This window comes from Kribbella sp. NBC_00482 (assembly GCF_036013725.1).
In the GTDB taxonomy this organism is placed as follows: Bacteria; Actinomycetota; Actinomycetes; order Propionibacteriales; family Kribbellaceae; genus Kribbella.
The window spans coordinates 6,040,916-6,063,321 of record NZ_CP107881.1; the positions used below are offsets into that span (position 1 = coordinate 6,040,916).

At 69.0% G+C, this 22,406-nt stretch carries 21 protein-coding genes; 12 read left to right on the forward strand and 9 right to left on the reverse strand.

Annotated features, from left to right (window positions below):
- The first annotated feature begins 27 nt into the window (after window positions 1-27).
- From OHB24_RS29360 to OHB24_RS29385, 6 genes are all read left to right on the forward strand, one after another.
- Entirely contained in the window at window positions 28-1,608 is a 1,581-nt protein-coding gene (locus OHB24_RS29360) for a lactate racemase domain-containing protein (RefSeq protein WP_327634089.1), read from the forward strand.
- On the forward strand, window positions 1,608-2,540 hold the full coding sequence (locus OHB24_RS29365; protein WP_327634090.1) for a lysophospholipid acyltransferase family protein: 933 nt from the start codon (window positions 1,608-1,610) through the stop codon (window positions 2,538-2,540). The genes OHB24_RS29360 and OHB24_RS29365 overlap by 1 nt, the downstream gene beginning before the upstream one ends.
- Window positions 2,541-2,577: 37 nt before the next feature.
- Window positions 2,578-3,339, forward strand: a complete 762-nt coding sequence (hisF, locus tag OHB24_RS29370) for an imidazole glycerol phosphate synthase subunit HisF (protein WP_327634091.1) — start codon at window positions 2,578-2,580, stop codon at window positions 3,337-3,339.
- Window positions 3,336-3,824 (forward strand): MarR family winged helix-turn-helix transcriptional regulator, encoded by a 489-nt coding sequence (locus tag OHB24_RS29375; RefSeq protein ID WP_327634092.1) that lies wholly within the window; start codon window positions 3,336-3,338, stop codon window positions 3,822-3,824. The genes hisF and OHB24_RS29375 overlap by 4 nt, the downstream gene beginning before the upstream one ends.
- An 80-nt stretch (window positions 3,825-3,904) precedes the next feature.
- Window positions 3,905-4,411, forward strand: a complete 507-nt coding sequence (locus OHB24_RS29380; RefSeq protein WP_327634093.1) for a MarR family winged helix-turn-helix transcriptional regulator — start codon at window positions 3,905-3,907, stop codon at window positions 4,409-4,411.
- Window positions 4,411-6,003 (forward strand): MDR family MFS transporter, encoded by a 1,593-nt coding sequence (locus tag OHB24_RS29385; protein WP_327634094.1) that lies wholly within the window; start codon window positions 4,411-4,413, stop codon window positions 6,001-6,003. The genes OHB24_RS29380 and OHB24_RS29385 overlap by 1 nt, the downstream gene beginning before the upstream one ends.
- Here OHB24_RS29385 and OHB24_RS29390 read toward each other — a convergent pair.
- The 5 genes from OHB24_RS29390 to dacB all read right to left on the reverse strand — a co-directional run bounded on the left by OHB24_RS29390 (window position 6,000) and on the right by dacB (window position 11,426).
- Entirely contained in the window at window positions 6,000-7,256 is a 1,257-nt protein-coding gene (locus OHB24_RS29390) for an MFS transporter (RefSeq protein ID WP_327634095.1), read from the reverse strand. The genes OHB24_RS29385 and OHB24_RS29390 overlap by 4 nt on opposite strands.
- A 24-nt stretch (window positions 7,257-7,280) precedes the next feature.
- Window positions 7,281-7,868, reverse strand: coding sequence for an ArsR family transcriptional regulator (locus tag OHB24_RS29395; protein ID WP_327634096.1), 588 nt, complete (start codon window positions 7,866-7,868; stop codon window positions 7,281-7,283).
- A 67-nt stretch (window positions 7,869-7,935) separates the two neighbouring features.
- Window positions 7,936-8,871, reverse strand: a complete 936-nt coding sequence (locus tag OHB24_RS29400; protein ID WP_327634097.1) for a GNAT family N-acetyltransferase — start codon at window positions 8,869-8,871, stop codon at window positions 7,936-7,938.
- The gene (locus OHB24_RS29405) at window positions 8,868-9,821 is read right to left on the reverse strand and encodes a GNAT family N-acetyltransferase (RefSeq protein WP_327634098.1); all 954 of its coding nucleotides are present in this window, start codon (window positions 9,819-9,821) and stop codon (window positions 8,868-8,870) included. Before OHB24_RS29405 ends, OHB24_RS29400 begins: the two co-directional genes overlap by 4 nt.
- 51 nt (window positions 9,822-9,872) lie before the next feature.
- Window positions 9,873-11,426: a D-alanyl-D-alanine carboxypeptidase/D-alanyl-D-alanine endopeptidase gene (gene dacB, locus OHB24_RS29410; protein ID WP_327634099.1), complete on the reverse strand. Its 1,554-nt coding sequence runs from the start codon at window positions 11,424-11,426 to the stop codon at window positions 9,873-9,875.
- Between the two features lie 226 nt (window positions 11,427-11,652).
- On the opposite strand from dacB, the gene OHB24_RS29415 reads away from it, so the two are divergent.
- The 4 genes from OHB24_RS29415 to OHB24_RS29430 all read left to right on the forward strand — a co-directional run bounded on the left by OHB24_RS29415 (window position 11,653) and on the right by OHB24_RS29430 (window position 16,497).
- A complete protein-coding gene (locus OHB24_RS29415; RefSeq protein ID WP_327634100.1) occupies window positions 11,653-12,951 on the forward strand; it encodes a family 43 glycosylhydrolase in 1,299 nt (432 codons plus the stop codon).
- An 80-nt stretch (window positions 12,952-13,031) separates the two neighbouring features.
- Window positions 13,032-15,137, forward strand: a complete 2,106-nt coding sequence (locus tag OHB24_RS29420) for an alkaline phosphatase family protein (RefSeq protein WP_327634101.1) — start codon at window positions 13,032-13,034, stop codon at window positions 15,135-15,137.
- A 14-nt stretch (window positions 15,138-15,151) separates the two neighbouring features.
- Entirely contained in the window at window positions 15,152-15,916 is a 765-nt protein-coding gene (locus OHB24_RS29425; RefSeq protein WP_327634102.1) for an MBL fold metallo-hydrolase, read from the forward strand.
- Window positions 15,913-16,497 (forward strand): DedA family protein, encoded by a 585-nt coding sequence (locus OHB24_RS29430; protein WP_327634103.1) that lies wholly within the window; start codon window positions 15,913-15,915, stop codon window positions 16,495-16,497. The genes OHB24_RS29425 and OHB24_RS29430 overlap by 4 nt, the downstream gene beginning before the upstream one ends.
- Here the strand turns inward: OHB24_RS29430 and OHB24_RS29435 are convergent.
- Entirely contained in the window at window positions 16,483-17,124 is a 642-nt protein-coding gene (locus OHB24_RS29435; RefSeq protein ID WP_327634104.1) for a TIGR03085 family metal-binding protein, read from the reverse strand. The two genes, OHB24_RS29430 and OHB24_RS29435, sit on opposite strands and share 15 nt — an antisense overlap.
- Window positions 17,125-17,218: 94 nt before the next feature.
- On the opposite strand from OHB24_RS29435, the gene OHB24_RS29440 reads away from it, so the two are divergent.
- Window positions 17,219-19,069 carry an ABC transporter ATP-binding protein gene (locus tag OHB24_RS29440; protein ID WP_327634105.1) on the forward strand — a complete coding sequence of 617 codons (1,851 nt, stop codon included), beginning with the start codon at window positions 17,219-17,221 and terminating at the stop codon, window positions 19,067-19,069.
- Window positions 19,066-20,862, forward strand: a complete 1,797-nt coding sequence (locus tag OHB24_RS29445; protein ID WP_327634106.1) for an ABC transporter ATP-binding protein — start codon at window positions 19,066-19,068, stop codon at window positions 20,860-20,862. Before OHB24_RS29440 ends, OHB24_RS29445 begins: the two co-directional genes overlap by 4 nt.
- Before the next feature lie 62 nt (window positions 20,863-20,924).
- Here the strand turns inward: OHB24_RS29445 and OHB24_RS29450 are convergent, their stop codons facing one another.
- The 3 genes from OHB24_RS29450 to OHB24_RS29460 form a co-directional block, all read right to left on the reverse strand.
- Entirely contained in the window at window positions 20,925-21,251 is a 327-nt protein-coding gene (locus tag OHB24_RS29450) for a Fe-S cluster assembly protein HesB (RefSeq protein WP_327634107.1), read from the reverse strand.
- A gap of 112 nt (window positions 21,252-21,363) precedes the next feature.
- Complete coding sequence (locus OHB24_RS29455; protein WP_327634108.1) at window positions 21,364-21,960, reverse strand: hypothetical protein; 597 nt, start codon at window positions 21,958-21,960, stop codon at window positions 21,364-21,366.
- 29 nt (window positions 21,961-21,989) lie between these two features.
- Window positions 21,990-22,262, reverse strand: coding sequence for a hypothetical protein (locus tag OHB24_RS29460; RefSeq protein WP_327634109.1), 273 nt, complete (start codon window positions 22,260-22,262; stop codon window positions 21,990-21,992).
- Window positions 22,263-22,406: the final 144 nt, after the last annotated feature.

The window sequence follows — 22,406 nt, forward strand, 5'->3', positions numbered from 1 at the left end:
TGAACGTACGACGAGAGAGGTTCTGACATGTCTCGGCCAGGTTTCGTGCTTGAGGTGGACGACCGGACACCGCCGCTGCTCGTGCACAACGGTGAGGGCTTCCTGCTGGAGCGGTTCCCGCAGGGCACCCGGGTGGTGTACCCGCCGGAGGCGCTGCCGCCGGTCCGGGACGTCGACGAGGCGATCCAGAACGCGCTGCTGAACCCGCTCGAGTCCGAGCCGCTGCCGGAGCTGCTGCGCGCCGGGATGCGGCTGACGATCGCGTTCGACGACATCTCCATCCCGCTGCCGCCGATGAAGAAGCCGGACATCCGGCAGCGGATCATCGAGGCCGTCCTGACGATGGCGGCCGACGCGGGTGTCGACGACGTCGAGCTGATCTCGGCGAACGCGCTGCACCGCCGGCTCACCCCGAACGAGCTGCGCGACATCGTCGGCGAGCGGGTCTTCCGGTCGTTCTATCCGGACGGCAAGCTGTACAACTTCGACGCCGAGGACGAGGCGAACCTGACCCACCTGGGTCAGACCAGGCACGGCGAGGACGTCGAGATCTCCAAGCGGGCGGCCGAGTCCGACCTGCTGGTCTACGTGAACGTGAACCTGGTGGCGATGGACGGCGGCCACAAGTCCACGTCGATCGGGCTGGCGTCGTACAAGTCGCTGAAGCACCACCACAACAGCCACACGATGATCCACTCGCGCTCCTTCATGGACCACAAGGCCTCGAAGATGCACCACTCCGCCTGGCGGATGGGCGAGATCCTGACCCAGCACGTCAAGGTCTTCCAGATCGAGACGACGCTGAACAACGACATCTTCGGCGGTCCGCTGGAGTTCCTGCAGAAGCGCGAGTGGGAGTGGTCGATCAAGGACCAGGCGGCCTACCTCGGCGCCAAGCGCGGGCTGGACGTCGCCCCGACGAGGATCCGGCGCAAGATCTTCCAGGACGTCCGGGCCAACTACGGCCTGACCGGCGTCACCGCCGGCAAGATCGAGCCGGTGCACGAGAAGACCATCGAGGCCGTGCACCGCCAGCACAAGGTCGAGGTGCAGGGACAGGCCGACGTGGCGATCATGGGCGTGCCGTTCATCGGCCCGTACAACGTCAACTCGGTGATGAACCCGATCCTGGCCGCCTGCATGGGCCTGGGCTACTACTTCAACTCGTACCTCGGTCAGCCGATCGTCCGCAAGGACGGCGCGGTCATCCTGTACCACCCGGTGGACTACGAGTTCAGCCAGTTGCACCACCCGTCGTACGTCGACTTCTTCGAGGAAGTGCTGTCGGAGTCGACCGACCCGGCGACGATCGAGGCGAAGTTCGAGAAGCAGTACGCCGAGGACCCGTGGTACATCCACCTGTACCGGACCTCGAACGCGTACCACGGCGTACACCCGTTCTACATGTGGTACTGGATCTCGCACGCGCTGGACCACTGCGGCGACATCGTCTGGGTCGGCGCGAACCGCAAGACCGTCGAGCGGATGGGCTTCCGGTCCGCGTCGACGCTGCAGGACGCGCTCGAGATGGTCAGCCACTCGGTCGGCCGGTCGCCGTCGATCACGTACCTGCACAACCCGCCGCACCTGCTCGCGGACGTGCGCTGATGGGCACCAGTCTGGTGAAGTTCGGCAAGGACACCGCGCGCGACGTGAAGCAGGTCGCGCGCGGGTGGCGGTGGGGACGGCGGCCGCAGGTGCCGCGGTCGGCCGAGCCGTACGTGATCCCGAAGGAGACCACGGTCTTCCCAACGAAGTGGGCCCGGACGCCGGCCGCGATCGCAGTCCGCGACATGATCCAGAAAGGCCCGCTGAACGCGGTCCTGAACTTCGAGGTCAGCCCGCAGGTGAGCGGACTCGACTCGCTGCTCAAGCTCGACGGCCCGGCGATCATCGTCGCGAACCACTCGTCGCACCTCGACACCCCGTTGCTGCTGCTGTCGCTGCCGGACGCGATGCGCCGCAAGACGGCGTTCGCGGCCGCCGCCGACTACTTCTTCGACACCTGGTGGCGGGCGGCCGGGTCGGCGATCGTGTTCAACACGTTCCCGATCGAGCGCCGCGGCGGCAAGATGAGCGCGACCCCGGGCGACCTGCTCGCCGACGGCTGGAACGTCGTCGTGTTCCCGGAGGGGACGCGCTCGCCGGACGGCTGGGTGCAGCGGTTCCGGATGGGCGCGGCGTACCTGGCCGTCGAGCACGACGTGCCGGTCATCCCGGTCGGGATCAAGGGCTCGTTCGCCGCGATGCCGCGCGGCCGCGGCTGGCCGATCCCCGGCCGCCCGGCGGTACACGTCCGGTACGGCGACCCGCTGAAGGCCGCCGACGGCGAGAGCGCCCGCGACTTCGCACCCCGGATCGCGGCCGCTGTCTCGGCCCTCCTCGACGAGGAATCCACCACCTGGTACGAGTCCCGCCGCCGCGCCGCCGTCGGCGCCTCCCCCTCCCAAACCGGCCCCGACGCAGCCCGCTGGCGCCGAGTCTGGGAATCCACCCGCCCCATGAAGTCCACCGACAACCGCCGCCGCGCCTGGAAGTAGGCGCGGGGCGGTTCGGGGTGGACGCTAGGCTTGCGGCGTGAGTCTTGCTGTGCGGGTGATTCCTTGTCTGGACGTTGATGCCGGGCGGGTGGTGAAGGGCGTCAACTTCGCGGATCTGCGCGACGCCGGGGATCCGGTCGAGATGGCGCAGGTGTACGACGCGGAGGGTGCGGACGAGCTGACCTTCCTCGACATCACCGCGTCGTCGGGGTCGCGCGAGACGACGTACGACGTTGTCCGGCGTACTGCCGAGCAGGTGTTCATCCCGCTGACCGTCGGCGGCGGGGTCCGCGAGGTGGGCGACGTGGACCGGCTGTTGCGGGCCGGTGCGGACAAGGTCGGGATCAACACCGGCGCGATCGCGCGGCCGGACGTGATCCAGGAGATCGCGCACCGCTTCGGCAACCAGGTGCTCGTGCTGTCCCTCGACGTACGACGCGCCGCGGAGCAGCCGAGCGGGTTCGAGGTCACCACGCACGGCGGCCGGAAATCAGCCGGGCTGGACGCGATCGAGTGGGCACAGCGCGGGTGCGAGCTGGGCGCGGGGGAGATCCTGCTGAACTCGATGGACGCCGATGGGACGAAGCAAGGGTTCGACCTGGAGCTGATCAAGGCGGTCCGCGCGGTGGTCGACGTACCGCTGATCGCCAGCGGGGGAGCGGGGGCGCCGGAGCACTTCCCGCCCGCGGTCGAGGCCGGCGCGGACGCCGTACTCGCCGCCAGCGTTTTCCACTTCGGCGACTTCCGGATCGCCGACGTGAAGAAGGCGCTCCGCGACGCCGGGATCGTGGTCCGGTGAGCACACCCGCCGACGTCGAACACCCGAACGAGCAGGCTGAGCGGTCGGAGCAGATGGTTGCGGCCATCGAGCAGGAACTGTCGGCGCTGTTCCGCCGGTCGCGGTCGGCCTCGCTGCGGCTCGCCCGTCGCGTGCACCCGGAGATGGACGCGGCCGGCTACGCGCTGATCTCCCAGATCGAGATCGGCACCGGCGGCAGTGCCGGCGTACGGGCCTCCGACGTCGCCCACGTACTCGGCCTCGACAAGTCCACCGTCAGCCGCGGCATCACCCAATTGGAGAACCTCGGCCTGATCGAACGCGTCGGCGACCCCGACGACGGCCGCGCCCGCCTCCTGCGCCTGACCACGACCGGCGCCGAACGCTACGAGGCCATGCGCACCCAACGCCGTACCGAGTTCCGCGCCATCCTCGACCGCTGGAACCCAGCCGACCTGTCCGACCTCGGCCGCCTGCTCGGCCGTCTCAACACCGACCTCGGCTGAGGTCTCACCACTCGTAACCGCTTATCCACAACCTGTGCATATGGTTGTGGAAACCAACTATGCGGTTATATAGTTGGGTTATGCAACTAGCTCAGCAACCCCTCGTCCCGGGGGTAGAGCGGGATGCGGCCGCCCAGGAGCTGCTCGAAGGAGTCAGCTCGCTGGTGCGCGCCGTGCGGTGTATCGAGCACCGGCACCTGGCCGGCGACGGCGGACTGCGCCGTTCCGACGCGAGTGTGCTCAAGGTGCTGATGAAGGACGGCGAGCAGCGCGGCGGCGAGATCGCCGGCAAGCTCGGCGTCGACGCGTCGGTGGTGAGCCGGCAGCTGACCGCGCTGGAGGCCGACGGACTGGTGAGCCGTCGGCCGGATCCTGCCGATGCCCGGGTGGGGCTGGTCAGCCTCTCGTCCCAGGGCAAGGCCCAGCTCGAGGCGCTCTACTCGTCCTACACCCGGCAACTGAGAACCGCCTTGGCGGACCTCGACGACGACGCGCTCGCCGCGGCCGCTGCCACCATGCAGCGGGTCGCGGTGGCGATCGTCGAGGCCAACAAGGTCGTGAGGCGTACCCCCAAGACTGGAGACTGATGACTGTCACCGAGACCCGGCGCGAACTGCCCAGTGCGCCGGAACTCACTCACCGCGAGATCCTCGAGATCCTGATCGGCCTGCTCGCCGCGCTGTTCACAGCGATGCTGAGCTCGACCATCGTCAGCAACGCTCTGCCGACGATCATCGCCGACCTCGAGGGCACCCAGACGCAGTACACCTGGGTCCTCACCGCGAGCCTGCTGGCCACCACGGTGTCCACCCCGATCTGGGGCAAGCTCTCGGACCTGATGAGCAAGAAACTGCTGGTCCAGCTCGCGATCTCGATCTTCGTGATCGGCTCGGCGCTGGCCGGCCTGTCCCACAACGTGCCGTTCCTGATCGGCGCCCGGGTGCTGCAGGGCCTCGCGATGGGCGGTCTGATGGCGCTCGCCCAGGCCATCATCGGCGCCGCGATCCCACCCCGGTCGCGGGGCCGGTACTCCGGTTACATGGGCGCCGTGATGGCGGTCGCGACCGTCAGCGGCCCGCTCATCGGCGGCGTCATCGTCGACACCTCGTGGCTCGGCTGGCGCTGGTGTTTCTACGTCTGCGTCCCGCTGGCCGTGGTCAGCCTGGTGATCCTGCAGAAGTACCTGCACCTGCCGGTGCTGAAGCGTGAGGTCCGCATCGACTACCTCGGCGCGGTGCTGATCAGCATCACGGCGAGCCTGCCGCTGCTCTGGGTCACCTTCGCCGGCTCGGACTTCGCCTGGATGTCCTGGCAGTCCGCGCTGTTCGTCGGCGGCACCCTGCTGTTCGGCTTCCTCGCCGTCGTGGTGGAGAACCGGGTGGCCGAGCCGCTGGTCCCGCTGAAGGTCGTCCGGGAGCGGACCACGGCGCTGGCGATCGTCGCCAGCCTCGCGGTCGGGGTCGCGATGTTCGGCAGCGCGCTGTTCCTCGGTCAGTACTTCCAGATCGCCCGCGGCTACAGCCCGACCGAGGCCGGCCTGCTGACGATCCCGATGATGCTCGGTTCGTTCGTCGGCTCGGCGGGCTCCGGTCAGCTGATCACCCGCTACGGCAAGTGGAAGCGGTACCTGGTGTCGGGCGGCGTACTGCTGCTCGCCGGGCTGCTCATCCTCGGCACGATCGACCACGCCTCGCCGTACTGGTTCGTCGGGCTCGGCATGCTCGCGATGGGCCTCGGTATGGGTATGACGATGCAGAACCTGGTGCTCGCCGTACAGAACACCGTCGACGTCACGCAGATCGGCGCGTCCTCCGCGACCGTCACGTTCTTCCGCAGCCTGGGCGGTGCGGTCGGCGTCTCGGCGCTGGGTGCGGTGCTCGCGGCCCGGGTGAAGGACCAGATCGTCGCGGGCCTGCTGGCCGGGCCGAACGGTGCCGAGGCGGCGCGCAAGTTGCAGGAGGGTGGTTCCGGCGGCACGAGCCTGCTGGACGTCAACCACCTGCCGCCGCAACTGGCCGAGCTGGTCCGGCACGCGTACGGCGACGCGACCGGGAGGATCTTCCTGATCGCCGCCGCCTGTGCGCTGGTCAGCCTGCTCGCGGTCGTGTTCATCAAGGAGGTCCCCCTGCGCACGACCGTCAACAAGATCGACCCGATCGAGGAACTCGTCGAGGACTAAAGGTCCGGTGGCTCCAGGCCGGTGAGTTCGCGGGTGCGGATGATCGGGGAGCCGACCAGCCAGAGCACGGCGAGCAGACCGCCGGCCGCGGACACGAGGAGGGTTTCGCGGACACCGATCCAGGTGCCGAGAAACCCTCCGACGACCGCGCCGAGCGGCCTGATCCCGTAGTTGATACTGCTGAACGCCCCCGCGACCCGACTACGCATGTGGTCGTGAGTCACCGCCGCCTGCAAAGAGTTCAACGGCACGTCGAAACACATCACCGCGAAGGTCGCGACGAACATCCCCGCGGACAATGCGGCTGCACGGACGAAGGTCGGTCCCTGGGCGAGGAGTACGAACGCCATTGCGCCGGGGAAGATGACCGTTCCGGCCGCGATCACCCGCCCGGCTCCGAAGATCCGGCTCAACGGCGCGGCGGAGACCGCGCCGAGAAGGCCACCGGACGATCCGATCCCGAAGGCCAGGCCGATCGTGCCGGCCGACAGGCCGAGGTCGCGGCTGGCGAACAGCACGAGCAGTGCCATGCCGATCAGGTTGAAGAAGTTGACCGTGGTCGCGCAGCCGAGGCTGCGGCGTAGATACGGGTGCCGGAGCAAGTAGCGCATCCCGGACCGTGCCCTGGTCAGAAGCGGCTCCGGCGTCTCGTCAGCTTCGCCGGGCGGAACGTCGAGCCGACTGATCCGGATCGCCGAGAACACGAACGACAGTGCGTCCACGACGATCGCGACCGGTGCGGTCAGCCACTGCACGAGGACGCCGCCGACCGCCGGACCACCCATGAACGAGATCGACCGGGTCGCCGACAGTTTGCTGTTGGCCTCGAGGAACTGATCGCGGCCGACCAGCCGGACGAAGAACGACGCGTACGCGGTGCCGAACACGACTCCCGCCGTACCGGCCAGGATCGCGATCACGTAGAGCTGGCTGAGCGTGAGTAGGTCGAACCAGTACGCCACCGGGAGCGTGAGCAGCAGGATCGTCCGGGCCAGATCGGCGCCGATCATCAGCGGCTTCTTGTCCCGACGCTGGTCGACCCACGACCCGATGAAGAGGCTGGCCAGGCTCGGCAGCCAGACCGCAGCGGTCAGGAACCCGATCTGGCTCGGTGAGGCGCTGAGCATGGTGACCGCCATCAGCGGCAGGGCGAGCTCAGTGATCCGGTCGCCGAACTCGGACACGGTCTGGGCGGACCAGAAGGTCCGGAACTGGCGATCACGCCACAAGCTGGTGGCGGACAAGGTGCTCACAATCGTTCCCCCCAAGGGAAAGCCTCACGTAGTTGCTTCGGGCAAAGAGATGCGCAGGTAGCGGACCGGGCGGGCGTCGTCCGGGGTCTCGCCGGCGTCGCGGCGCTGGATGTACGGCGCCATCAGTTGCTCGATCGCGGATTCGAGCGCTTCGGCCTCGGTGGGCGTGAGGGGCAGCAGGGTGTTCGCCGCCCCGGCGAGCCGGCTCCACTCGGGATCGAGGTTCGGTTCGGTCTCGACCAGCCACTGCTGGGCAGCCTCGAGAACCTGGTTCATGATCTCGGTCCGCAGCAGCCGGCCGGCCTCGGCGCCCTCCGGGGTGTCGGGCATCTCGTACCGGAATCCGCGGGCGGCCGAGTTCCACCAGCGCTGCCGACGGTCCGTTCCGCTCGGCGGCGGTACGTCGATCACCAGCCCGAACTCAGCCAGGTGCCGCAGGTGCCAGCTGGTTACCGAGGGGGAGGCCCCGACGTGCTCGGACAGCTGCGTCGCCGTCGCCGGGCCGTTCTTCTGCAGGTAGCTGAGTGCGGCGAGGCGGACCGGGTGAGCCAGCGCCCGCATCGCCTGCGGGTCGGTGATCTCGAAATCGCCGTACGGATTTCTGAGAGACATGTTTCGAGAGTAATCTCTCAGATCTCCAGAAGGCAATCCCTCGGAGGCCGGCAGAGTGCCGGGCGGGTCAAGGGTTGATGGTCTTGGTCCAGATGTTGGTGGTTAGGTCTGGGGTCATGCCGGCGTTGGTGTAGAGGGCTACTGCTGGGGTTGGGTTGCCTGCGTCGACGTGGAGGATCGTGCCGGTGCGGCCGGCGGCGGCGTCGGTTGCGAATGCGTTCAGGAGCAGGAGCTTGGCCAGGCCGCGGCCGCGGGCGGACGGTACGACGCCCAGGCGTCCGACGTACCCGCAGTTGTCGGAGTTGACGAAGTTGTGGTTGCACTCGGTCATCCCGACCGCTCGGCCGTCGACCTCGACGACCGTTACCTGCGACCAGTCGAACGTCGACCGGCTCTCCCGCGACGCGGCCCAGTCCTCGAACGGCCGCGGCAGTGTCCCGGGCTGGTCCGCGAAGGCCTCCATCAGTACGCCGTGCGCCGTCCGGCGGCTCGCCTCGTCCGGAGCACCGCGCCGTACGACGACGCCCTCCGGTACGGCGGGTGGCGGTACCGGGACGTCGAAGGTGATGCGCATCCGGTGCGTCGACGTACCAACTGCAAACCCGCGGGCCGCGACAGCAGCAGCCAGGCGGTCGTCCTGCCGGATGACACCGACCCGCACCACAACCTCGGGCCGGGCGACCTCTGCGGCTCGGTGCTCGACCTGGTCGAGCAGCCAGCTGAGGACGGCCGGGTCGTCGCTCAGGATGTCGACGTTCAGGTGGGTGCCGGCGGTGATCGGGACGGCGGTGGCCGAGCCGGCGAAGGCGCCGTCCGGGCCGAGTACCACCCAGGCGTCGGTCGCCAGGTCGATGCCGGGATCCCGGAGGTAGTTGGCGACATCCTCCGGGCTGTGCTTCGCGAACCCGAGCAGCGCCGACGTGTAGACCCCGGACCGCTCCGCGATCAGGGCGGCGTCCTCCTGCCGCATCGGACGAACGGTGTAGCCGGCGGGCAGGCTCACGCGGCGACTACCTCGCGGCGCCAGACCTCCAGGACCATGGTGGGCTGCATGCCGACCGACAGGTAGACGCCGAGTGCGGGCGTCGGGTTGTTGGTGTCGACGTGCAGGATCGTGCCGCTCCGCCCGGCGGCCGCGTCGAGCGCGAACTGGTCGCGCAGCAGGAACTTCGCGAGGCCCTTGCCGCGCGCCTTCTCGAGGACGCCGAGCCGGCCGATGTACCCGCAGTTCTCGTCCTCGACGAGTTGGCTCGTGCAGGTCTGCATCGCGACCGCCTCGCCGTCGATCTCCAGCAACGTCAGCTGCGACCAGTCGAACGAGGAGAAGCTCTCCTGCGCGTCCTGCCATTCCTCGTACGAGCGCGGCGAGAACCCGAACTGCCCCGCGAAGCTGGCATTCAGTACGTCGTGCGCCGCCCGGCGGCTCGCCTCGTCCGGCGCGCCCCGCCGTACCGTGACTCCGGCCGGAACCGCGGGCGCCGGCACCGCCTCGTCGTGATCGATCCGCATCCGGTAGAAGATCGTGCCGCGATCGAACCCGTAGCCGGCCAGCCGTTGCTCGCGGGCCTTGTCGGCCTGGTAGTTGACGATGTCGACCTGCACGGCCGAGTGCCCGTGCTCCGCGGCGAGCTCGGCCGCGCGGCGTTCGACCTGATCGAGGAGAAAGCGCTCCACGACGGGGTCGGTGGTGACGACATCGAGGTCGAGTAGGTGATGATCGCCCTTGCCGAAGATCAAGCCGTACCCGACCAGCTTGCCGTCGTCGAACACCAGCCAGCCGTCGGTCGTGGGGTCGAAGCCGGGCTCGGAGATCTCGTCCTGCGCGTCGTCCAGGGTGTAGTCGGCGAAGCCGACCACCGAGGTGTTGTAGCCGGACACCAGTTCGAGGACTGCCTGCGCGTCCTCCAGCGTCGGCGGGCGGACGGTGTACGACGAGGGCAGTACGGCGGTCATTCCCACATAGTGATGAACGACCGCCGTACTGTCCACGTCATTAAAGGGGCATTAGCAGGCCTTGTCCCACTCCAGCTCACACGTGGTCTGAGCGGTCTTCAAGGTGGACACAGCCGCAGGCGGCGCCGTGTCGGACCAGGACGCGAGCGTGATGCCGACGGCGTCCTCGATCGACCGCGGGCTGACCAAGTAGTTGTTGCTGATCATCGAGAACACCAGCTTGCGGCCGTCCTTGTTCGTCACGTAGCCGGACAGCGAGGTGACGCCGGTGAGCGAGCCGGTCTTGCCGTGCAGGTTGTTGGCAGCCGGGGTGTTCTGCATCCGGCTGCGCAGCGTGCCGCCGACGAACCGTTCCGGGTTGCCCGCGATCGGCAGGGCGTCGTACCACTGCTTCCACCAGGACTCTTTCTGCGCGCCGATCAGTACGTCGGTGATCGAGTCCGCGGTCACGTTCACCTTGCGGGACAGGCCGGAGCCGTCGGAGAGCCGGATGCGGCTGGTGTCGACGCCGATGCTCTGGGCGTAGTCGGTGACCACGCCCAACCCGGCCGGCCAGCTGCCGTCCGCGTCGACGACCGCGCCCATCGCCTTGACGAGCGTCTCGGCGTGCATGTTGTTCGAGAGCTTCAGGAACGGCGTCATCAGCTCGCCGACCGTCATCGACTCGTCCCGCGCCAGGCGCGTCGCGCTTGTCGGGGTTGCCGCGTTCTTGATCCGGCCGCTGACCGAGATGCCCTGCGCGGACAACGCGCGCCGGAACACGTCGGCGGCGTACAGTTCCGGCTCCCAGACGGTCACCCACTCCTGGCCGGTCGCAGCGCCCAGCGGTACTGAGCCGGTGACCCGGACGACATTGGTGCCGTGGTCACGCTCGATGCTCAGCGTGTTCGACGAGCCCGCTGCGCCGGTCGTCGCCGTGTTGACCAGCTTGATCACACCGTTCGCCGGGACCAGAGCGAGCTTGACCGGCGCACCCGCCTTCGCACCGGGCAGGCTCTCGACGATCGCCGTACCGGAGTCGTAGTCGGTGTCCGGGGCGAGCGTGAGCGCGGAGATCTGCGCGTTGTAGTAGAACGGCTCGTCGTCCCAGGCCCAGCTGTCGCCGAGACGGACGTGGTCGAAGTACGTGTCGTCGGCGATCAGGTCGCCGTGCACCCGCCGTACGCCGGCTGCCTTGAGCTGCTTCGCCAGTGCGGCGTAGTCGGACTCGAGTGCGGTCGGGTCGCCGTACCCCTTCAGGTAGAGGTTGCCGAGCAGTTGTCCGCCGCGGACGGGTGCGCCGGCGAGTACGTCGGTGTGGAAGCGGTACGACGGGCCGAGGACGTGCATCGCGGCCGTCGAGCTGAAGAGCTTGGTGTTCGACGCGGGCAGCATTCGCTGGGCGCCGTTCCGGTCGTACAGCGTCTCGCCGGTGGTCGCGTCGCGGACCACGAGCGCGACCTGCGAACCGTCGTACCGGCTGTCGTTCAGCAAGCCGTCGAGCCGCTGCTGCAAAGCCGTCGCTTGTACGGCGGTGGGCGCGGCGACGGACTGTGTCACGACCCCACCCACAGCGGCCGCGACCGCAGCAACCGCGGCGACCATCCCTCTCGGTAAACGACTCACGAGACCCTCCCTCAACCCAGGCGGAAACCAACAAGCGGAGTCAACACCTCCCACCCGCCCGGGTCCAGGGATCGGTGCAATTGAAGGAAGGAAAGAAAGAAGAGGAGGAGGCGGGAAGAAAGAAGAGGAGGAGGCGGGAAGAAAGACGAGGTGGGAGGGTGCCAATCAGGTGAATCGATGGAAAAGTGCCTCCTACAGGTATCCGCCCCCACCTGAGGAGTCCCACATGCGACGACTTCTGGCGGCCGCACTGGCCGTCTTCAGCCTCTCCGCCTTCCTGTCGCCGACGGTCCAGGCCGCGACCACCGCGGCGGTCTTCCCGAGCGAGATCATCGGCGAGAACTTCCCCGACCCGGACGTCTTCGAGCAGAACGGCACCTGGTACGCGTACGCGACCAACGGCAGCCGCGGCACCCTCCCGGTCGCGACCGCACCGAGCGCGAACGGGCCGTGGACGGTCCGCGGCGACGCGATGCCCGGCGGCCCGTCCAGCGCGTGGGCCCAGCCCGGGCGCACCTGGGCGCCGGACGTCTACCCGAACGCCGACGGCACCTACACCCTCACCTACACCGCGTGGCACAAGGCCTCCGGCCGCCAGTGCGTCGGCGTGGCCACCGCCACGAATCCGCTCGGCCCGTTCCAGCCGGTGGGTACGGCGCCCTTGATCTGCCCGCTCGACCTGGGTGGCGCGATCGACGCGAACACGTTCGTGGCGAACGACGGCACCCGGTACCTCGTCTGGAAGAACGACGGCAACGCCATCAGCCAGCCGTCGACGCTCTGGCTGACCCGTACGGCGAACAACGGTCAGACCCTGGTCGGCGGCAACACCGCGATGCTCACGTCGAGCGGTGTGATCGAGGCGCCGGATCTCGTCCAGCGCGGCAGCCAGTACGTCCTGTTCTTCTCCGGCGGCGGGTACAACGACTGCAACTACCTGACGTCGTACGCGACCTCGACGAGTCTGAGCGGGCCGTGGACCACGGCGTACCGGCCGTTGATGACGACGGCGACGTTCGACAGCCACGTGTGCGGGCCGGGTGGCGCGGACGTCGTCGGGGACAAGGTCTTCGTCCACGGCTGGGTGAACGGCGGACGGCACTTGTACGTCGCTGACGTCGGGTGGGCCAACGACTACCCGGTGGTGCGCGGGAGCCGGGTCCGGTACGAGGCGGAGCGCGGCACCCTGAACAACTGCGTCGTACGGTCCAACGCGGCCGGCGCGTCGGACGGGAAGGTGGTCGCGTACATCGACTACGCCGACTCGTGGGTGGAGAACTCGGTGTTCGCGCCGGTCGCGGGCAGTTACACGCTGCACGTCGGGTACGCCAACGGTTCGGCGTCGACCGCGAGCCACGGTCTCGTTGTCAACGGCAACAACGCCGGTGCGGTCAGCTATCCGGTCACCGGCTGGGACAACTGGCAGCAGAGTTCGGTGTCCGTCACGCTCAACGCGGGCTGGAACACGATCCGGCTGACGAAGGGCGATCTCTACGCGGAAGTCGACTACCTCGAGTTGCAGTAGATCCGCCTGAGTGACCCCGTACTCTCGTACCTGCACTGTGAGGTAGGCAGGGAGACGGAACGGGGAGCAAGAAGCAGGCGATGGCAAAACCACCAGAACAGGTGTCGAAGAGCCGGCGTGGACGTCCGGTGTGGCTGGACCTGCGCCGCACCGGACGCGGCCTGCAGGCGATGCTCGTCGGCGGCCTGCTGTCCCTGATCTCGCTGGTGATCACGTTCTGGACGCTGCCGCAGATCAGCAGCACCGGCCGGCTGCCGATCCTCCGGCTGGTCGTCCTGCTGGCGGTGTTCTCGGTCCTGATCCGCTGGATCCTGGCCGGGATCGCGGTGCTGATCGGCTCGCTCGGCGTCCTGGTCGGCGGCCTGCTGTCGCAGTTCGGAGTCGTCTACCTCGCGATCACCGTCGATCCCGGCGTGAACCTGCACGGTGGCGTCGAGGCGCCGCTGCTGGTCTCGATCGTGATGTCCTCGGTGAGCGCCTTCGTCGGCTGGGTCGCGTACGCGGGCAGTGACGACGCGTACGTCGCGGAGGTGATGCGGGTCGTGCACCGCCGCGCCCGGCGGATCCAGCCCGCGCCGAGGACCGGGATGCTGATCATCCAGATCGACGGCCTGTCGGCGCCGTTGCTGAACTGGATGGTGCTGGCGGGCAACCTGCCGAACCTCGGCGGCTGGATCCGGGACGGCAAGCACTCGATGCTCGCCTGGCACACCGGCGTACCGGCCACCACTCCGGCCAGCCAGGCCGGGATCCTGCACGGCGGCTCCCGGCACATCCCGGCCTTCCGGTGGTACGAGAAGGAGACCGGCCGGGTGATGGTCACCAACCGCGGCCGGGACGCGGCGGAGATCGAGGCCCGGATGTCAACCGGCCGCGGCCTGCTCGCGGACGGTGGCGTCAGCATCAGCAACAACTGGTCCGGCGACGCGGACAAGTGCGAACTGGTGTTCAGCCGGGCCGCCCTGCCGAACAGCCGCAGCCGCGGCTACGTCCGGTTCTTCTCCAGTCCGCAGGGCGCTACCCGCGGTCTGGTGCTGTGTGTTGCCGAGATGGTGAAGGAGTTGCACCAGGCCAGGCGACAGCGGGTCCGGCACCTGGTTCCGCGGGTCAAGCGCGGTGGGTCGTACATCTTCCTGCGGGCGATCAGCAACGTCCTGCTCCGCGACCTGAACGTCTCGTTGATCACCGACGAGCTGGTGAAGGGTACGCCGGTCATCTACTGCGACTTCGTCGACTACGACGAGGTCGCGCACCACGCCGGCCCGACCCGCCCCGAGTCGCTGCAGACCCTCGAAGGCCTCGACCGGGTGCTCGGTGCGCTGGAACGGATCATCCAGCTTCTGCCGCACTCGTACGAGATCGTCGTGCTGTCGGACCACGGCCAGAGTCAGGGCGCGACGTTCCTGCAGCGCTACGGTCGGACGCTCGCCGAGGTGGTCGACGACCTCGTCGACACCACGAAGGAGCCGGTCGCGGCGGTCGGCAAGTCCGAGGGCTGGGGTCCGGTGAACGCGTTCCTCACCGAGCTGAGCATGCGCCGCAGCGTGGCCGGGACCGTCACCCGGAAGGCACTGCACGGCAAGGCCCGCGGCGGCGAGGTCGAGCTGGGGCCGAAGGACTGCGAGCCGGCGGTCGCCGCGGACGAGCAGATGGTCGTCACCGCGTCCGGCAACCTGGCGCTGATCTACCTCGCGACGACGCCCGGCCGGGTGCCGCTGGAGGAGATCGAGCTGCTGCACCCGAAGCTGATCCCGGGCCTCGCGACCCATCCCGGGATCGGGTTCGTCGTGGTCGACTCACTCGCCGAGGGACCGGTCGCGATCGGTCGGGCCGGGGTCCGCGTCCTGCGTTCCGGCCGGGTGGAGGGTGAAGACCCGCTGGCGTCGTACGGCGAACTCGCGGCGCCGTCGTTGCTCCGCCAGGCGGAGATGCCGCACAACGGCGACCTGGTCGTGGTGAGTCGGCTGGACGACTACACCCACGAGGTGGCGGCGTTCGAGGAACTGGTCGGATGCCACGGCGGAATCGGCGGCTGGCAGACCGAGGCGGTCCTGGTGCACCCGAGTCGCTGGGTGCTGAACGAGCCTCCCGTAGGCTCCGACGCGGTCCACGAAGTGCTGATCGACTGGCTGGAGAAGCTGGGGCAGCGCAAGGACGTTCCGGTCGAGTCGAAGGTGGAGGCCTGAGGCGTGCGAGTCACATGCGAGTGACATGGTGGGGGCACGCCACCACCACGATCGAGGCGAACGGCACGCGGCTCCTGACCGACCCGGTGCTGACGTCGCGGATCGCGCACCTGCGCCGCCGCCGCGGGCCGACGCCGGCTGCGGAGGCGGGTCAGTGCGACGCGGTCCTGATCTCGCATCTGCATGCCGATCACCTGCACCTCACGTCGCTGCCGTTCATCTCGCCGGACGCAGCGCTGATCGTGCCGCGCGGTGCGGCCAAGCTCATCCACGCCGACAGCGGTCCGGCGTACTCGGACCGCTGCATCGAGGTTGCTCCCGGCAATCAAGTCCGGATCGGGTCGGTCGAGATCACCGCCGTCACGGCCCATCACGACGAGCGGCGGCTGCCGTGGTCGTCGTACGCCGCCCAGCCGCTCGGGTACCGGGTCGAGGGCTCGTCGACCGTCTGGTTCGCGGGCGACACCGATCTGTACGACGACCTCGCGGCGGAGACCGGTGCGATCGATCTCGCGCTGGTGCCCGTCGGCGGCTGGGGGCCGTCGCTCGGACCGGGGCATCTGGATCCTGTCCGTGCCGCGGAGGCGGTACGGCGGGTCGGTGCGTCGACGGCGGTGCCGGTACATTTCGGGACGTTCTGGCCGATCGGCCTCGACTGGATCAAACCGGAGCTGTTCCTGCCACCGGGGGACAGGTTCAAGGCCGCGATGACCGAGGTGGATCCCGCCGTGAAAGTGGAGGTTCTGGTGCCGGGCGAGTCGATCGAGGTGCCGGCGTGACCGGCGACACCAAGTTCGATCTCTGGTATCTGTTCGCGTTGGCCGGAGCCGTCTTGATCGGTGCGGTGCTGCCCGTGTTACCGACCGGCGCGGCGGTGTCGGCAGGCGCCGTACTGGCGTCGCACAGCAATCCGATCGGCCTGGTCGGAGTACTGATCGCGGGCGCGGCCGGGGCGTACATCGGGGATCTGATCGTGTACGCCGGATGCCGGTTCGGCGGCGAACGGCTGGCGAAGCGGATCGGGTGGCTGCGCGACAACGCGTCGCTGGACGCGCTCCGGGAACGATTGGCCGAGCACGAGATCAGCGTGCTGCTCACCTCCCGGCTCATCCCGGGCGGGCGGGTCCCGGTGCTGCTCGCGGCCGGGCTCGCCGGCTACAAGTGGGAGCGATTCGCGCTCGTCGACCTGTTCGCGTCGTCGCTGTGGGCGGCGGTCTACATGGCGATCGGACTGCTCGGCTACGCGCTCTTCGACGAGCCCTGGCAGGGCGTCGTCGCCGCGATCGTGCTTGTCATCCTGACGACTGTGGTCAGCAGCCTGATCCAGCGCGCGCGGCGCAAGCGGTCAGACACCAAATGACGCGTTGCGGAGCCGCTCGACCGTCTCCGCGTCGCCGTCCAGCTGTACGTCGGCCACCTGCTGCCGCCCGAAGCAGAACAGCACCAGCTCGCCGGGCTCGCCCGTCACGGTGACGGAACCGTGCCCGTTCGGCCGCTTCGCGACGGACGTCGTACCGTCGGGCCGCTTGAGCACCAGGCCGCTCGGCGCCTTCCGCATCATCGACTTCGCGGCCAGCCGGACCGCCTTCCACAGGGCGTCCTGCTGCTCGGCGCGCAGTTCGCGGACGTCGTACGTCGCCTGCGCGCGGCGGACGTCCTCGTGGTGGACGAAGTACTCGGTCGTGTTGAGCTGGTGCCCGAGCTTCGGCAGGGCGTAGATCGAGACCGGCGGGGGACCGTTGCGGACCTTGCCGACGACCTCCGCGAAGCTGTAGCGCTCCTTGACCCGCTGCATCCGTCTCTCGGTGGTGTCCGCGAGCGCCGGGATCATGATCCCCGGGCCCGCCATCGGGTCCGCCTCCCGGACGTAGAGGTGGACCGCGAGGTCGTAGGCGTCCCAGCCGTCACACAGCGTCGGAGCGGCGGGGCCGACCTCCTCGAACAGGTCACACAGAGCGAGTCGTTCTACCCGGCTGTAGTCGGTCACATATCCGATCGTAGTTGTCTGTGGCGGGTGGCAGAATGTCAATCGTTGTCATGCCTGTGTCCCACGTATGCACCTGACTGCCCTGGAGTGTGTCTTGCCTGTCCCGAAGGTCCCAGACAAGGGCAGCGTCACCCGGCGAGGGCTAGGGGTGCTGCGGGTCGCGATCTGGGAGGAGCCGGGCGTCTTCGCGCTGTCCGTGCTCGCCAGCATGCTGTACGGCGCGATGACCGTGGCCGGCGGCTGGGCGCTCGGCTGGTCCACCGACCACTTGATCCGCCCCTCGTTCGAGCGCGGTGACACCACCGGCGGCACGATCGCGACGCTCATCTCGCTGTTCATGGGGATCGCGATCCTGAACGCGATCGGGGTCGTCGGGCGGCGGCTCGGGGCCGGCGTGATGCAGTTCCGCCTGCAGGCGACGTACCGCCGCCGGGTCACCCGGCAGTACCTGAAGCTGCCGCTCGAGTGGCACCACCAGCACTCGACCGGCATGTTGCTGTCGAACGCCAACGCCGACGTGGAGTCGACCTGGTTCGTGATCGCGCCGCTGCCGATGGCGATCGGCGTGATCGCGATGCTGGTGTTCGCGACGATCGCGATGTTCGCGGCCGACGTCTGGCTGGCACTGGTGGGGTGCCTGGTGTTCCCGCTGGTGTTCGTCGCGAACGTGATCTTCCAGCGCTACCTGCAGCCCCTCGCGACCCGGGCGCAGCAGCTCCGCGCCGACGTCTCCGAGGTCGCGCACGAGTCGTTCGACGGCGCGCTGGTCGTGAAGACGCTCGGCCGGGAGGCCGCCGAGACGGAGCGGTTCCGCACGCCGACGTACGCGCTCCGGGATGCGAACATCGCGGTGAACAAGGCCCGCGGCATGTTCGACCCGGTGATCGACGGCCTGCCCAGGCTCGGCGTGCTCGCGGTGCTGCTGGTCGGCGTCGGGCGGGTGCGGTCCGGCGGCGCCGACGCGGGTGACGTGGTCCAGGTGGCGTTCCTGTTCACGCTGATCGGCTTCCCGATCCGGGCGCTCGGCTGGGTGCTCGGTGAGCTTCCGCGGTCGATCGTCGGGTGGGACCGCGTGCAGCGGGTGCTGACGGCCGAAGGCGGGACGGAGTACGGCGAGGCGCGGCTGACGTCGACGAAGGCGGCCCGGCTGCAGGTCGCCGGCGTCCGGTTCGGGTACCTGCCCGAGCGCGACGTACTCGCCGGGGTGGACTTCACGATCGAGCCCGGCCGGACCGTCGCGGTCGTCGGACCGACGGGGGCCGGGAAGTCGACGATGACGACGCTTCTGACCCGGCTCGTCGACCCGGAGCAGGGCGCGGTGAAGATCGACGGGATCGACCTACGGGACCTGGCGCGCGACGAGCTGGCCGGATCGGTCGCGCTGGTCGCGCAGACCGCGTTCCTGTTCGACGACACGATCCGCGGCAACATCACGCTCGGCGGGGACTACAGCGACGACGACGTGTGGGACGCACTGCGGATCGCGCAGGGCGACGGCTTCGTGAAGGCGCTGTCGGACGGGCTGGACACCAAGGTCGGCGAGCGCGGTACGACGCTGTCCGGCGGGCAACGGCAGCGGATCGCGCTGGCGCGGGCCCTGGTACGGCGGCCGCGGTTGCTGATCCTGGACGACGCGACGAGCGCGGTGGACCCGCAGGTCGAGGCGCGGATCCTGGCCGGGCTGCGATCCGCCGTACAGGAGGACTCCGGCGCAGCGACGACCGTGCTCGTGATCGCGTACCGGAAGGCGACGATCTCGCTCGCCGACGAGGTGCTGTTCCTCGACGAGGGCCGGATCCAGGCGCACGGCACGCACACCGAACTGCAGGCTTCGACGGCGGCGTATCGGGACCTGGTCGACGCGTACGAGAAGGACGCCGAACGCCGCCTGGAAGAAGCGGAGCTTGATGAGACTGCATTTGATGAGGATGGGGTATCAGCGTGAGCGCGGCGGAACCGTCTCGTCTTGACCACGGCGACAACGCGGGCGGGCTGCAGACCCTCAAGGACGGTCTGAAGGTTTCGCCCGAGCTGGCGCGTGGGTGGTGGCTGACCGGACTCCTCGCGCTGACGATGACGGGCGGGCGGATCGTCGTACCGATCGCCGTGCAGCAGACGATCGACAAGGGCCTGTCCGGCGCCGGCGGCCCGAACACGTCGTACGTCGCCTGGATGTGCCTGATCTGCGCGCTGGCAGTGGTCCTCACCGCGGGAGCGTCGTACCTGACGACCGTGCGGCTCGCGGTCAACTCGGAGCACGGGCTGGCGACGATGCGGATCAAGGCGTTCCGGCACGTGCACGACCTGCCGGTGCTGACCCAGAGCACCGAGCGCCGCGGGGCGCTGGTCAGCCGGGTCACGTCGGACGTGGACACGGTGTCGCAGTTCCTGCAGTTCGGCGGGTTCATCTTCCTGGTCAGCCTCGGGCAGATGGCGCTCGCGACCGTGGTGATGTTCTTCTACTCGTGGCAGCTCGCGCTGGTCGTGCTGCTGTGCTTCGTCCCGCTGTTCGCCAGCCTGAAGTACCTGCAGCGCGCGATGTCGAAGGCGTACGGCGTGGTGCGGGCGAAGGTCGGCGAGATGCTGTCCGCGATCGCGGAGCCGGTCGTCGGCGCGCAGGTGGTCCGCTCGTACGCGATCGAGCAGCGCACGCAGGACCGGATCGACGCGTCGATCGAGGACTACCGCCGTACGGCGACGAGGGCGCAGGCGCTCACCGGTGTGACGTTCTCGATCGGTGGTCTGGCCGCCGGTCTCGCGAACGCCGGCGTCCTGACCGTCGGCGTACTGCTCGGCATCGACAAGCAGGCGACGCTGGGGGAGCTCCTCGCGTTCATGTTCCTGGTGGCCCTGTTCTCCGACCCGGTGCAGATCGCCACGCAGGTGCTGACGGACGCGCAGAGTGCGTTCGCCGGCTGGCGGCGGGTGCTCGGCGTGATCGCGACGCCCGCGGATGTTGCGGACCCGGGTGAGGACGGCGTGAAGCAGGCGCGCGGGCCGGTCACGGTCGAGTTCGACGACGTGGATTTCGCTTATCCAGAAGGCGAATTGGTGCTGCGTGACGTCGACGTACGGATCGAACCGCACCGGCGGGTCGCGGTCGTCGGGGAGACCGGGTCCGGCAAGACGACGTTCGCGAAGTTGCTGACACGGTTGATGGACCCGACGTCCGGCGCGGTGCGGCTGGACGGGGTGGACGCGCGCGAGATCTCCTTCGAATCGCTGCGGGAGCGGGTCGTGATGGTGCCGCAGGACGGGTACCTGTTCGACGCGTCGCTCGCGGAGAACGTGCGGTTCGGGCGGCCGGAGGTGACGGACGCGGAGCTGGTCACGGCGTTCGAGTCGCTCGGGCTGACCGAGTGGCTGGAGTCGTTGCCGGACGGGTTGCAGTCGCCGGTCGGTCAGCGCGGCGAGTCCCTGTCGGCGGGGGAGCGACAGTTGGTGGCCTTGGTGCGCGCGAACATCGCCGACCCGGATCTGCTCGTCCTCGACGAAGCGACGTCAGCGGTCGACCCCGGCACCGAGGTGCGGGTGAACGCGGCGCTGGAGCGTTTGATGTCCGGCCGTACGTCGGTCACCATCGCGCACCGCCTCTCGACGGCCGAGGCAGCCGACGAGGTCCTGGTCTTCGACGAAGGCGAGATCGTGGAACGCGGCCCGCACGCCGAACTCGTCGGCGCAGGCGGCGTCTACACCCGCCTCCACGACAGCTGGATCGCCCAGCGCAGCGCTCTCTGAAACACGTACCGAGGAACGGGAAAGTCGCTTCCCGTTCCTCGGTATACACCGCACGTGCTTGATCAGGGGGTCGGGGCCGCACCGTTGCTCGGGCCCGGCTGCGGTACCAGCAGGAACTCGACACCGCCCTTGTCGTCGACCGCCGCGTCCAGGATCTTGTCGTCGAGCGCGTTCGCGGCGTTCTGCTCGAGGAAGACCCGGGCACCCGCTTCCTCGACGACCTGGTCACCCGGTTGCGGAGCCTCGGTCGTGGTCACCGCGAGCGCCGGATCCGCCGGGTTCTCCTGCGAGATCCGCACCCCGGCCCCGTCCGGCGCGCCCTCGACCCCGGTGATGCTCTTGATCACCAGCGTCGCGTTCTCAGTCAGGGTCAGCACAGCCCACTCCATCCGTCGATTGTCACTAGCCCCCGCCCCGTGCCCGACCACCAAAACCTCAAACCCTCCTTGAGCACCCACCAACCACGGACACGCTCCGGAAATGGTTGACCCGTGCTCAAGGTCACGCGGCGTCGGCGTGCGGCGGCGGTACGGCGCGCCAGCGGGGCGGCTCCGAGGTGCGGGACTCGCCGCGGGCGAACGCCGCCCGCAGTCGCGCGACCAGGTCGGAGCGCGGATCGACCGCGTCCTCCCACCCGAAATGAACCAGCTCGATGCCACGGTCGCTGAGGCGCTGGTCACGGCGATGGCTCTTGCGGAGCAGTAGCCGCCGCTCCGCGGGGGTGTTCGCTTCGTACTTCGCGAGCCCGTCCGCCTCCCCGACGGTTCGAAACCATGGCCACCAGAAGTCGACGCGCTCGGGCATCCAGCTGAATCCGTCGAAGAACTGCACCTGGAGCAGGGGGGTGGGCAGGCCTGCCGCCGCGAACACGGCCCTGGCGATCGATTCCAGGACGGACTCCGCCGAGGGGTCGCCAAACGCGATGGCGTACTGAGCTCGCCGGATCCCCGGCCAGTGCTGCTGGCGTTCGGCAACCGCATGCAGTTCTGCCAGCGTCGTGCCGGCCCGCAATGCGCCGTCGACAGTGACAAGTGACTCGCGCAGCGGCAGCTCCCGTGCCAGGTCGACCACGGTCCTGGCGACGCGAGTGACGGGCAACCATCCGTGACCTGCGAGATCAGCAGCCGTCAGGCCGGCACGCCGTACGACGATGTCCGGGCGGCGCTGAAATGGCTCACAACCGAGCCCGGGTACGCCGCATGTGCACAGGCGATCGCCGCGAGTTGCTCGTCGAGACGCCCGTCGACGTAACGGCCATGGTGGTGCCGCAGAGCACCACGCCGTACCAGCCGCCGGAGATCGGCGTCACCGAGCCCGAGCTCACGCAGGGCCGCGCGCCGCTGCGGAGTCCGCGCAACCACAGCCAGCCGCTCCCGCACGTCGTACCCAAGCCGATCCATCCGCCCACCATCCCTCCCCTCCCACCACCCCCGCATCCCGTTACCCCCGACCTGTGGAAAACGTCTTTGGGCACGGGCCAACCAGATCGCGCCGCGGATTTTGGTTGGTGGGGGCCCAAAGTGGAGGCGGAGTGGGGATGGTGT